We start from the raw sequence: 12,143 nt of genomic DNA, 5'->3' as shown, positions 1-12,143 counted from the left end.
GGACAGCTTCAGGAAAATACAAGCACAAAAGCCATGCCGTCCTGCTGCTTTTCTGCAAATATTTCGCCGCCCATCTTCCGCATAATCTCGCGGCAGATATAGAGTCCCAGCCCGCTGCCCAGTCTGCCTTCACTGTTTTGAGCACGGTAAAAGCTCTCAAAGATATGGTTAAATTCATTATCTGTCACGGGAATTCCCGTATTGAATATGCGGATCAGCTGGCAGTAATCCTCCTCATAAAAGGTAATCTCAATTTTCTTCCCGTCCCCGTATTTGAATGCATTTTCAAATATATTTTCAAACACCTCTAAAGACCGTTCCAAATCGCCCTTCAACAGACGGTTTTCATAGTTGCCGACGTGCAGTTCCAGCATGCGGATGCTGCACTTTTCACGGTAAGTCGCGAGGACCCTTGTGAGAAGCTCCTCCAGATAGAATTCTCCGTTATTTACGGAAATATCCAGAATATCTTCACGGGTATTTTTCATAATTTCCTCTACATAGCGCTCAATTTCCTCTGCCTTCTCCCCAATCTGCCAAACTGCATGCTTCTTCTGCCCCTCTGTTTGATACAGATCCTCCTCCAGGGCCTTTCCGCAAAGCCGGATGGTGTTCAACGGCGTTTTGATGTCGTGCGAAAGGGATAAGAGAAGCAGCTTTTTCTCCCGCTGCAATTCCAGCTCTCTCTTTTTTGTTACATCCAGTTTATCCTTGAGCTGGCTGATCCCCCACATAAAGTGCCCGAAGAATCTGCTTTTTTCTTCATTGACCGCACCTTTAAAGTGTCCCTGGGCCAGTTCATAAGTAAGGCTGCTCATTCTCTGGAAGGGCCGTATGAGCTGGTATTTCAGATAGAATAAAATCACCAGTATGCCCAGCTCCATGATTCCAAGAAAAAGCTGCGTCCACAAAAGAATCCTTCTCTGGTCAAAGCCAGGCCTGTCATAGTCAAAGCGTAAGAATCCCGTCAAACTGTCCGCCGTGTACAAGGGCCGGATTTCCGTTTCACCGGCGTCATCCCCTCTGTAGAATTCCGATGTGATGTCCTCGCTGTCCAGACTTGCCAAAGACAGAAAGGTTACGCCCCGTACATATTTGTAAGAATGCAAATCAAGCTTATCCAGAGGTTCACCTTCGGATAAGCTGTTGTAAATGCGGTTTATTTCAACCTTATATTCTTTTTCCCTGTCTGCGGCATCTTTATAGGAGATGCCTGCAGTCCACAGTGCCGCCAGCATATACAGCAGCACGGAAAGACCAATAAGCCTGTTAAACTTCTTCATAGCGGTACCCTACCCCCCAGACCGTCTGAATCCGCCCGGGCTGCCTGGGATTATCCTCGATCTTGCTTCGCAGCATCTTGATGTGTACGGTAAGGGTCTGGTTCTCGCTCAGGCTGTCCATTCCCCATATCTGTGCAAAAATATATTCTTTTCTGAGCGTCTTCCCCGGGTTTTCGAGAAACAGGAGCAGAAGTTCATACTCCTTCACATTCAGCTCCAGTTCCCGGCCGTTCAGATAGACCTGCCTTGCACTTGTATCCAGGCTGATTTGCCCGGATACGATCAGATCGGACTCCTGGCGTCCCCCATAAGCACGCTGCATCAGCGCTTTGACCTTAGCGATCAAAATCTCTGCGTCTACAGGCTTCTCCATGTAATCGTCCGCCCCCAGCTCATATCCGGTCAGTTTATCATCCCTGCCGGCCCGTGCGCTCATGATGAGCACCGGAAGATTCCACTTCGCCCTCACAGCGCGGCAGACTGCAAATCCGTCCATTTCAGGCAGCATTATATCAAGAAGCAGCATTTTCACAGGCTGCACCTCCATATAATCCAGCGCTTCCTTCCCGCTCCCGGCCCAACAAACGGAATATCCCTCTCTGTTCAGGAAATCCCGTATCAGAACCGCCAGTTCCTTATTGTCTTCCACCAGTAATATATCTTTCATGTCCTACCATCCCAATTTGATCAGCCAGTCATTTAAGGTTCTCTCCCTGGCCCTGTCCTCCTGCGCATTTTCCCGCCTTCCAAGAGTGATTTCTTCACGGATGTCACCGTCTTCTATATACAGCACCCTCCCGCATTTTGAAGCCACTTTCATATCATGGGTCACCAGCATGATCGTAGTCCCCTCTCTGTTAATATGGTTCAGCTCCTCCATTACCTCAATGGAATTCTGCTTATTCAGCGCCCCGGTGGGTTCATCTGCAAATATGATTCTGGGATTGTTTATCATACTGCGGCAGATGCACGCCCGCTGCAGCTGTCCGCCCGATACCTCGTTGACATCATTTTCCGCGATCTCACTGATTCCCAGTTTGTGCATGAGCAGTTTTGCCCTCTCATTGAGCTGCTTTCTGCCGCTCTTTGTCTTTCCCTCCGCCGTCTGGTACCCGGGTAAAATAATATTATCATATACCGACAGATTTTTCAGCATATACATCTGCTGAAACACAAACCCCATCTCATTCAGGCGCACATCGCTCATATCACCTGCTTTCAGAGAAGTCAGCTCCCGGCCAAAAAAGTCCACTTTCCCGGCTGTTGCGGTATCCATGCCGCTCACCGTATAGAGGAGCGTGGTTTTTCCGGATCCGGACGGACCCATAATTCCCAGCATTTCCCCTTCATGGATCGTCAGATTTACATTGCGCAGAACATTGTTCTGGCGCTTATTTATTATATAGGTTTTACACAGGTTCGATACCTCTAATGTCTTCATATTCTTTTCCTCCTACTCCAGGTTATTCAGTTCGCGGATATTGATCTTTTTTACGTTCATAGTGGCAATGACGGTTGCCAGGATAATCCCAACAAGCAATACTCCGGGATAAACCCCGTATACCTGCCACGGCACCACCTGGATCTCCACGTCAGCACCCATAATCGCAAAAATAGGCTTCAGCATGAAACGGTTGGATACCAGTGACAGAGGGACTGCTGCAATCATCGAAATAAGGGCCACCCATACCATACGCATGACCTGCCACAGGCGGATCGTCCCGCTGCGGTATCCAATACTCTTCATCATGGCGATCTCTCCCTTTTCGCGGACTATAAACAGCCGTTCCATCAGCAGGGTGATCAGCATAATCACTGCGCAGAGCATTCCGGTCATCGGAACCAGCATATCCTTCAGAGATTCCTGGATACCGCCCACATTCCGGTCCACCACCTCCTGGGCCGTCGTCCATTGATAGTGCGGAAACAAGCTGCTAAGCTCTGTAACAAGCTCTTCCTGCGTCCGATCCGTCTCCATATCCACCATAATGTTCCAATAGTGAAACATGGTTTCATTTTTCAATACCAGTTTCGGATTCATTCTGGCACTCTTGCCAACCTGCATGTAATCAGAATATGTTCCTGTTATGATAAGCTGCTTCTGCTCCCCGCCGGCCTCTACTTCTACCGTGTCGCCGATCTGCCATCCGTTTTGCTCCATAATATTTCTTGAAAATGCAACCTCATTGGACAGACGCGGCGCATCTCCTTCCTGGTAGGAGAGAAAGTCCTGGTTCGGACCGGCTATCTGCACCGTCATAATATTATTTTTACCGGTCTCTCCCCTTGAGGAATAGCGCAGGAAATAGATCGGTACTCCGGTAAGCTCAGCCTCATATCCCTTTTCTGCCAGTTCCGTTTCGACTCTCTTCATGCCGGCATCCAGATCTTCCCTGGTTCTGTAAACATTTTCGCCGTAGTTTTCTATTTTTTCTACATAAACAGAGCTCTTCGGGTCCATACAGAATTTTCCGGCCATCTCATCGCTTTTCATCGTGTTCAGCGTATTCAAAGGTATGGTGATCAGTATAAAACTCAGACAAAACGTCACAATTAGCACAAGGTACCGCTTTACATGGCTCGCCATGTCATTGATTCCGAGAAACAGCGCCACCGGCATCCGTTTTCTGCGGTACAGGCGAAGCCCCGCCCGCCTGCCATAGCGTTCCCCGCTCTGGCCTCCGCGTATGGCGCTGATTGCGGAGATTTTATTCAGCTTTCTCGTACAGCTGTAGCAGAAAAACATAACCAGGATTACAATCAGCAGCGTACAGACACCATTCACCCACAGATTGACCCGGGTATCTTCCATAATCATATTGCCGCTGACGGATGCAACCATCATTCTGCTGACAGGAATACTTGCTCCCAGTCCTGCCGCAGCACCAATAACAACGATCAGGATATATTTTATAAGGTAAAGCTTTTTAATCGCAAAATTCCTGAGTCCCATGGCTTTCATGATTCCGATCTCCCTGTACTCTTCTTCTATGGTAAATACCAGTGTGAACCGGAGCACCAAAAGTGCTATCAGGATCAGGCAGATTCCGATCAGGATCAGCAGGCCCGCCATAATCATATCGAAAGAATACGCCATCGTATAAGTACTTTTTGTAATCGAGTTCATAGAAGTCACAAAACCTTCCGCGTCAAATCCGCTGACGAACCCGTTCACATCCTCCACATTAAAGTAATACAGCCCAATGATATTAGCATCCTCTTTCTCCGAAAAGAATTCATAATCCGCAGGGCAGACGATCATTCGGCTCATACCGGCCATATCGCTCCCGAAAGCAGCATCCTTGATCAACAGCTTAACGGTAAACAGCTTCTCAGAACCTCCCACGCTGAGTTTCACCTTGCTGCCTTCCTCCAGCTTATTTTTACCGGCCATTGCCTTCCCCAGCGCAATCTCTCCCTTTTCCAGGCTGAAATCCTTCCCGGACGTATCATATACCTTGCAGTAATCGGCATCCTTTGTGCCCAGATACATGCTGGCCCCATGCGTGTTAAAAGATTTATCCTTCCCCTCTGTCTGAATCCGGATATCCTTTTCGTTCAGCATGATAACCGTATTATAGCCCCACTCTTTCACGCCCGGGGCATCCTTCTCAATCCAGCTGTCAATCTGTTCCTTTTCCTGGGTGCCCGAGATAATATAATTCACATCGGGTACATTGGCATAATCCATATAGTAGTTCACTGCAGAAGACACTACCATAATATTGTTGATGCTGCTTGACAGAAAGATGGACGCAATCATGATGAACAGAAAAAGAATGATATTAACGCTCTTTCTCCTCTTCAGATCCTTTCTCAATATCCTCTGTATCATGTAATTTTCCTTCCCTTTCATTGTTGATAAGGAGAGTATAGCGTACTGTTTATTAAAAATTCCTTAAATGGAAAGAATTTTGTATTTCGAATGCTGCCCGGAGGCTTAACAAAACTTGATGATAACAACGCCGCCGGTTTTGCAATTACACAGTTCCATCTGCCCTGCATGAGTTTTTACGACTTCCGCTGCAAACCAAAGTCCAAGTCCGTTGTGTCCATCTGTGCTGCGCGAAGCATCGCCGCGCCACAGACGCTCTGCCGCATGTTGTAATGCCGCCTTGCTGAACCCGGGGCCCTCATCACGCACAATGATCTGCCAGCCTGCGTCTCCCATGCCGCCCTGCAAATACACCGTTCCGCCCTCCGGGGTATGCTCGATGGCATTCTGCACCACATTTCCGAGGGCCCGGAGTAAGTGTTCTTTCTGCATGCCCGCTGTACCCTCCAGACCATTTTGAACCTGCAGGTAGACTCCTTTGGCTTCCGCAATGCCCTTTGTGCTCTGGCAGAGCTCCTCGAACATGGCAGGCAGGCTTCTGCTTTCAAATGCCTCGTCCGCACCGGCTGCGGTTTCCAGCAGGCTGGCGACATACTGCCTGGCCCTGTTATTGGCGGCCGTAATCTTTTCCACTAATTTCCGGCTGTGCTCAGGCAGTTCTTCATCCAAAAGAAGTTCGGCATTGCCTCCCGTCAGTGTGAGCGGGGTCTTTAAGTCATGCGCAAGTGCAGCTATTTCCGCCTCACGCTCCTGCTGAGCGGCCCACTGGGATGACAGCGATTTGTACAATGCATCTCTCATATCATCCATGGCGGCTAACGCCTGGTCGTACTCCCGAATCCCCGCTTGGGGAATTGTAAAATCAAGCTCCTGAGCACCCACTTTGCCGCTCACCTCACTGAACAGCTTCAGCCTGGAGGCAAGGTGGCCGCGGAGCCACAGGGTATTAAACATAAGACAGAGCGCCAGTGCCGCGACAAATGTGGCCAGCCACAGGTATTCGAAGGGGGGCAGCATGCCGCGCAGCACAGGATTGGCGAACTCTGCCCTGTATTGCCAGCGAAAGATTACGGTACTTCCATCCGCATAGGTGTACCGCGCGGCATTCTCTCCACAGGCAGCCTCCCGGAGACATTGAGCCAGTTTTTTCAGCTTTGCCCCCTCCGCGTTGGCTTCCAGCACTTTTCCGTCCGGGCCGAATAAAGCGTACTCTGCCAAAAAATCATCACTGGGGGAAACAAAGGTCTCCGGCTCATTCTCCAGCATCTGCTCCACCTGCTGGCCTGCAGCGACTCCCCGGTAAACAACACCGTTATTTTGAAGCCGCACCAATGTCGTAAACCATACGATACAGCATAACAGCATGCAGCCGGACATCACGACTGCAAATCGCAGAAGCACAAAAGAAAGGCTTACACAACGTTGTCTTTTCGCCATTTATAGCCCACCCCCCAGACCGTTTCTATCGAGCTTACCCCCTCGGATTTCAGCTTGACACGAATATTCCTGATGTGCTGCGCGATGGCCGAAGAATCGCCCTCGGCGTCAAACCCAAAAACCGCTTCGTATAATTGTTCTTTGGTAAACACCTGCCCGGCATGCAGTGCCAGGTGCTCACAGATGGAATATTCACCTTTGGTTAAAGACAGCGTATGTCCGCCCGCAATGACCTCCTTTGCCTGCATATCAAAACGCACACCTCCCAGGCTCAGGGTATGAGTTGGCTGGCGCACCTCCCTCCGCAGATGGGCGTTTACCCGTGCACGCAGCTCCGCAATGCTGAATGGCTTTTTAATATAATCGTCAGCGCCCAGGCCAAACCCCCGTACAAGGGCCGCGTCTTCCGATCTGGCGGTCAAAAACAGTATGGGGCAGTCCACTTCGGCGCGGATACGGCCGCAGAGAGAAAACCCATCTTCCCCGGGCATCATCACATCGAGAAGAAGCAGATCGTACAGCCTGCACCTGGCCGGGTGCACAGCGGCGGCATCTGCTTCGGTATCTACGCAGTGCCCGTCCTTTTCCAGGGCGGCACGCACCAGATCCAGCATATCCGGGTCATCATCAACAACGAAAAGTTTTGACATCGTTTATCCTCCTGTTTACTCTTGTAAGACTTTTCCTTCCCATCTGCAGAACCATAGTATAGACAAGACCAGTACAGCCGGGGACATCAGCAGCAAAGAAATAATCCCCGGAAAAACAGGCACACTTGAAAAGTCAAAATAATTCTCCAGAAACCGTACTCCCCATTCCCATGGAATGAAGGGCCAGATTTTATCACCAATCGCATTTTCAAAGAAACCGGCTGAAATTGTGCCACATATCCCTGCCAGGACAGAAATACTGGATCCAAACCGGAAAGCAAGGAGTATATGCAGTATATATAGAAATAGGTTACTGATTAAAAAAACAAAAAATATGACAAGATATGAATTAAAGTGTGTTCGTCTGCTTTCCATGAAACAGTTAGCTCCAACAAAGAAACACAGTTCATATAGTATCATACTTATGGCTGAAAGAAACAGAAGAAAGAACAATTTTCCGAGAAATACACTTCTTCGGGATTCCACTAAACCAAGCGCATTCTGAATCCCTTTCACATTCTTGTCCAGTTGAATGAGCATTGGCACGGCAATACTTACAAATATCGGATAGCATATTTGTAAAATAACGAAAAATAACCTCTCATCAGGAATGATATGGTACCCGGCAAAAGCATAATAGGCTAAAAATAATGCGGTAACCACTACGGGCAGTACGGTATGCAGCAAAAGAACCGGAGTCCGCCTGATCTTTATAAAGTTTGAAAGAAACTCCCTAATTATCATCATCTGCGATGCACCTGCTTTCTATACCAGCGGGAAAACAGGATTGTAAGAACGAACACGGCAAGCAGGGATATCAATACCAGCAGCGAGCTTTCTCCCAGATTCAGCATCAGTCTGGAATCGGATTCGGCTAATAATCCGTTTGGCAGAACTCCGAATAATGTGACCATAAACCTGGCAGGCCAGCTGTATGGGAAGCACCAAAATAAAGGGGTCAGGGAAAAGAACAGTCCCCCCAGCGCACTGGCAAATAAGTTCAGAATCACAGAACCGGCAAATCCCGCTTTTTGATCCAAAAACAGACAGAAAGGGATCTGCCATAATAAAGTGATCCACAATAAACTGTATCCCAAAATATAATATCCGGCACGTCCAATAGCAGCAGAAACACCTGACAATATGCACTCCGTGATTATCGTAATAAGAGCTAAAATCAAGGAGATAGCCAAAAGATTAAGCGCCGTCATAATTGTTTTTGAGATAAATGTCTTCTTCAAGTTAATGGGCAGGCTGTAAAGAGTACGGTAATTGTGCTTTTGATCCTTATGATTAACCAGGTGGCATAAAACCACTATGGAGAGAGAAGCAACCGGCATACACCAATTGCAGACCATGGAGCTTGAAAAACCGCCTAAACCAATCCCAATAAACAGAAAGATCATGGATATCAAAACTAAAGCTGCGGGGATAACTAACACGAGTTTTCTAAACAGGGAACGTTTGAATTTCAGGCTTTCCGCTTTCAAATATATTTCCAGCATTAAATTGCACGCTCCCTTCTGACGATATCCATAAATAACTGCTCCAAATTTTCATTTGCATCAATTCTATCCTGATACAGCAGCGCCCCATTGTGCAGAATCCCTATGTCGTCGGCTACTTGTTCAACTTCGCTTAAAATATGACTGGATATAATTACCGATATCCCGGATTCTGCAAAGGACCGGATCATTTTCCTCAATTCTTCAATACCAAAAGGGTCTAAGCCGTTCGCAGGTTCATCGAGAACCAACAACTTAGGGCGATTAAGCAGCGCCAATGCAATGCCCAGCCTTTGCTTCATTCCCAGAGAAAAATCGGATGTCTTTTTATTTTCAGTATCCAGTAAGTCCATTTTCCGCAAGACTTCTTCGCATTTATTTTCCCCAATCCCCAGAAGAGTTGCCCGCACTTTTAGGTTTTCGAATGCCGTTAAATTTTCATACAGCGGCGGGGATTCGATTAATGAACCTATATTCATCAAATCTTTTCTGGTCCACGGATGATGCTCGAATAAAATTTCACCTGAAGTCGGTCTGATGATTCCTGTAATCATTTTTAATAATGTGGATTTACCAGCACCGTTAGGTCCTAATAATCCGTATACTGTATTTTTTCTTACAGACATAGACAGGTCTTTCACCGCATAGGTATTTTTAAACTTTTTAGAGACTTGTTTTGTCCTTATTACGTACTCCTGCATCTTAACATCCTCCATCTCATCTCTGTCAACCGGTTTGTAACTTGTTTGTTCCATAGTTATATCTCCCTTTTGATTCCCGCGGCCACCGATCAGTGCCGCCATGCATACATGGACATAAGGCGGGTGGCGCGGCGGACAAAAACCCACGGCTTACGGCGGGTTTCTGACTTGATACTGCTATGGTAACAGCTAATTTTCAAGATTTTATAAAGATAGACTCTGTTTCTTCCGAAGCTGTGAGAACGAAAAAAACGATATCTCCTGCGAAGCAGTCAAATTCAGCAGTGACAGAAAGTGTAATCAAGTGTAATCAAAATATCCTGGTTTTTATGCAAAATAAAATAGCCAAAAGCCCAAGTAAACAAAGACTTTCAGCTATTCACCTTTAATGAGGAAGATGGGACCTGAACCCACACGAACGCATTGCTCACAAGATCCTTAGCCCATGTTTCCTGTACATGTTATTCCAACAGTTGCGCATTGATGACATTGTTGATGTATAGACATACCACTGAATAAACCTTAAATAATAAAAAGCCCTGCATCTGCAAGGCTTTCCATGTACTGCGGAAGATGGGACTTGAACCCACACGAGCGCATTGCTCACAAGATCCTTAGTCTTGCTCGTCTGCCAGTTCCGACACTTCCGCATTTTGTAGTGCTGTATCTCAACCGCGCTACGAATGATATCTTACTATTTATTTCCGCAAATGTCAACAGATTTTTGTAAATTTTTTGTATAATTTTGAAAATTTGTTAACGTAATCCCTCCAACCCCTGTATTTACGGGACTTGGAGGGATTACTGAATTAAAATCTTTTTATGCCATATTGCCCTCAAATTTTGGGATTCCATCAAACCCTGTCTGGAGATCTTCATCCGTAGGAATATAATCGGTCATTTCATTGTTATGGAATTTTTCATATGCAAGCATATCAAAATATCCGGTTCCAGTCAGTCCGAACAGAATGGTCTTCTCTTCTCCCGTCTCCTTGCACTTCATTGCTTCGTCAATAGCAACCTTGATTGCATGGCTGCTCTCCGGTGCAGGAAGGATGCCCTCTACCCGTGCGAACTGTTCTGCGGCCTCGAATACGGATGTCTGCTCAACAGAACGCGCCTCCATGTATCCGTCGTGGTACAGCTGTGACAGAGTGGAGCTCATTCCATGATATCTCAGGCCTCCTGCGTGGTTCGCAGATGGAATGAAGCCGCTTCCCAGAGTATACATCTTAGCCAGGGGGCAAACCATGCCTGTATCGCAGAAATCATATGCAAATACGCCACGGGTCAGGCTTGGGCAGGATGCCGGCTCAACAGCGATAAACTGATAATCAGCCTCTCCCCTGAGTTTCTCTCCCATAAACGGTGAGATCAGACCTCCCAGATTGGAACCGCCTCCGGCACATCCGATGATAACATCCGGTTTGATTCCATATTTGTCCATAGCAATCTTCGCTTCCACACCGATGATGGACTGATGGAGCAGTACCTGATTCAATACGCTTCCCAGCACATATCTGTATCCTTCCGAATGTGTTGCCACTTCCACAGCCTCGGAAATCGCGCATCCCAGGCTTCCTGAAGTGCCCGGATGCTCGGCCAGGATCTTCCTTCCGACCTCCGTTGTCTCGGATGGAGACGGTGTTACACTTGCCCCATATGTCCGCATCACTTCTCTTCTAAACGGCTTCTGTTCGTATGAGCATTTTACCATGTATACTTTACAATCCAGATCCAGATAAGAGCAAGCCATAGAGAGGGCTGTTCCCCACTGGCCTGCGCCTGTTTCTGTTGTCACACCTTTGAGGCCCTGATCCTTTGCATAAAAGGCCTGCGCAATCGCAGAATTCAGTTTATGGCTTCCACTTGTATTATTTCCCTCGAACTTATAGTAAATCTTCGCCGGAGTCTGCAGCTTCTCCTCCAGGCAGTATGCCCTGACAAGTGGAGCCGGGCGGTACATCTTATAAAAATCCCGTATTTTCTCCGGAATCTCAATATAACGGTTGTCATTATCAAGTTCCTGTTTCACCAGTTCTTCACAGAATACAACCCCCAATTCTTCAGCGGTCATAGGCTTTAAAGTCCCCGGATTCAGAAGCGGGGCCGGCTTATTCTTCATATCGGCCCTGACATTGTACCACTCCTTCGGCATCTCGCTCTCTTCCAGATAAATCTTGTAGGGAATTTTGTTTTCACTCATTTTATAAATCTCCTTTCTTTTTTTAGGGATAAGCCTTTTTATCTGCACAAAAAATACTCCTATCCCTCACAATAAATTATTGCAGGGACAAGAGTATGAATCATCAAAACTCCTGCGGTGCCACCCAGCTTGATGCGGCGAACGCATCCTCTCATGCATACTAACATATGCTGACTTTGTTAACGGAGTACTCTCTCCGGCTCACCTACTGTAACTTTCAGTTCGCCCTCAGAAGCCCATTCCCATCTGTCTTGTCCTGCCGCAATCCCACCGCCTGCAGCTCTCTGTGTGGTAAGTACAAAAGGTACTTGCTCTTCCTCATAGGTTTGATAAATACTTTACTACGGGAACTTTCAAATGTCAATACTTTTTTTAAAATCGGGATTTAGTCGGCTAGCTTTAGCCTAGTCGACGGATGGGGACGCTTCATGACAGGGAGGCCGGGGAGGTGCTGGGGCTGTATATGCCGTTGCGATATGCACCCATGCTGCTAAGTGATTCTAGAACACCCGATGCCGGATAGGCG

The 12,143-nt window shown here is 47.4% G+C and carries 10 protein-coding genes and 1 tRNA gene; all 11 read right to left on the bottom strand.

Translation table 11 applies throughout. The annotated features are described in order from the left end of the window. Window positions 1-8: 8 nt before the first annotated feature. The 11 genes from ARB69_RS12685 to ARB69_RS12635 all read right to left on the bottom strand — a co-directional run bounded on the left by ARB69_RS12685 (window position 9) and on the right by ARB69_RS12635 (window position 11,617). On the bottom strand, window positions 9-1,283 hold the full coding sequence (locus ARB69_RS12685) for a HAMP domain-containing sensor histidine kinase (protein WP_055153432.1): 1,275 nt from the start codon (window positions 1,281-1,283) through the stop codon (window positions 9-11). Next, a complete protein-coding gene (locus tag ARB69_RS12680) occupies window positions 1,270-1,950 on the bottom strand; it encodes a response regulator transcription factor (RefSeq protein WP_050642216.1) in 681 nt (226 codons plus the stop codon). The genes ARB69_RS12685 and ARB69_RS12680 overlap by 14 nt, the downstream gene beginning before the upstream one ends. 3 nt (window positions 1,951-1,953) lie before the next feature. Further along, a complete protein-coding gene (locus ARB69_RS12675) occupies window positions 1,954-2,724 on the bottom strand; it encodes an ABC transporter ATP-binding protein (protein WP_050642215.1) in 771 nt (256 codons plus the stop codon). Between the two features lie 12 nt (window positions 2,725-2,736). Continuing rightward, complete coding sequence (locus tag ARB69_RS12670) at window positions 2,737-5,118, bottom strand: ABC transporter permease (protein WP_055153429.1); 2,382 nt, start codon at window positions 5,116-5,118, stop codon at window positions 2,737-2,739. A gap of 105 nt (window positions 5,119-5,223) precedes the next feature. Further along, window positions 5,224-6,555 (bottom strand): sensor histidine kinase, encoded by a 1,332-nt coding sequence (locus tag ARB69_RS12665; protein WP_055153426.1) that lies wholly within the window; start codon window positions 6,553-6,555, stop codon window positions 5,224-5,226. Beyond that, the gene (locus ARB69_RS12660; RefSeq protein WP_055153424.1) at window positions 6,531-7,205 is read right to left on the bottom strand and encodes a response regulator transcription factor; all 675 of its coding nucleotides are present in this window, start codon (window positions 7,203-7,205) and stop codon (window positions 6,531-6,533) included. The genes ARB69_RS12665 and ARB69_RS12660 overlap by 25 nt, the downstream gene beginning before the upstream one ends. Window positions 7,206-7,220: 15 nt before the next feature. Next, window positions 7,221-7,949, bottom strand: coding sequence for a lantibiotic immunity ABC transporter MutG family permease subunit (locus tag ARB69_RS28480; RefSeq protein WP_242857592.1), 729 nt, complete (start codon window positions 7,947-7,949; stop codon window positions 7,221-7,223). Then, window positions 7,949-8,710, bottom strand: coding sequence for a lantibiotic immunity ABC transporter MutE/EpiE family permease subunit (locus ARB69_RS12650; protein WP_050642212.1), 762 nt, complete (start codon window positions 8,708-8,710; stop codon window positions 7,949-7,951). The genes ARB69_RS28480 and ARB69_RS12650 overlap by 1 nt, the downstream gene beginning before the upstream one ends. After that, window positions 8,710-9,411, bottom strand: a complete 702-nt coding sequence (locus tag ARB69_RS12645) for a lantibiotic protection ABC transporter ATP-binding protein (protein WP_055153495.1) — start codon at window positions 9,409-9,411, stop codon at window positions 8,710-8,712. The genes ARB69_RS12650 and ARB69_RS12645 overlap by 1 nt, the downstream gene beginning before the upstream one ends. A gap of 565 nt (window positions 9,412-9,976) precedes the next feature. Next, a tRNA-Leu gene (locus ARB69_RS12640) sits at window positions 9,977-10,061 on the bottom strand. 170 nt (window positions 10,062-10,231) lie between these two features. Beyond that, window positions 10,232-11,617, bottom strand: a complete 1,386-nt coding sequence (locus ARB69_RS12635) for a TrpB-like pyridoxal phosphate-dependent enzyme (RefSeq protein ID WP_050642769.1) — start codon at window positions 11,615-11,617, stop codon at window positions 10,232-10,234. Window positions 11,618-12,143: the final 526 nt, after the last annotated feature.

The organism is Faecalicatena contorta (assembly GCF_001404335.1).
GTDB classification, from domain to species: Bacteria; Bacillota; Clostridia; order Lachnospirales; family Lachnospiraceae; genus Faecalicatena; species Faecalicatena contortus_B.
Note: the sequence above shows the minus strand (reverse complement) of the source record. Positions and strands in the feature narration are given on the sequence as shown.

Excerpts from the sequence above, each read along its gene's own strand:
- ARB69_RS12635 (WP_050642769.1), bottom strand. The coding sequence starts at position 11,617 with ATGAGTGAAAACAAAATTCCCTACAAGATTTATCTGGAAGAGAGCGAG.
- ARB69_RS12650 (WP_050642212.1), bottom strand. The coding sequence starts at position 8,710 with ATGCTGGAAATATATTTGAAAGCGGAAAGCCTGAAATTCAAACGTTCC.
- ARB69_RS12660 (WP_055153424.1), bottom strand. The coding sequence starts at position 7,205 with ATGTCAAAACTTTTCGTTGTTGATGATGACCCGGATATGCTGGATCTG.
- ARB69_RS12675 (WP_050642215.1), bottom strand. The coding sequence starts at position 2,724 with ATGAAGACATTAGAGGTATCGAACCTGTGTAAAACCTATATAATAAAT.
- ARB69_RS12645 (WP_055153495.1), bottom strand. The coding sequence starts at position 9,411 with ATGCAGGAGTACGTAATAAGGACAAAACAAGTCTCTAAAAAGTTTAAA.
- ARB69_RS12670 (WP_055153429.1), bottom strand. The coding sequence starts at position 5,118 with ATGATACAGAGGATATTGAGAAAGGATCTGAAGAGGAGAAAGAGCGTT.
- ARB69_RS12665 (WP_055153426.1), bottom strand. The coding sequence starts at position 6,555 with ATGGCGAAAAGACAACGTTGTGTAAGCCTTTCTTTTGTGCTTCTGCGA.
- ARB69_RS12680 (WP_050642216.1), bottom strand. The coding sequence starts at position 1,950 with ATGAAAGATATATTACTGGTGGAAGACAATAAGGAACTGGCGGTTCTG.
- ARB69_RS28480 (WP_242857592.1), bottom strand. The coding sequence starts at position 7,949 with ATGATAATTAGGGAGTTTCTTTCAAACTTTATAAAGATCAGGCGGACT.
- ARB69_RS12685 (WP_055153432.1), bottom strand. The coding sequence starts at position 1,283 with ATGAAGAAGTTTAACAGGCTTATTGGTCTTTCCGTGCTGCTGTATATG.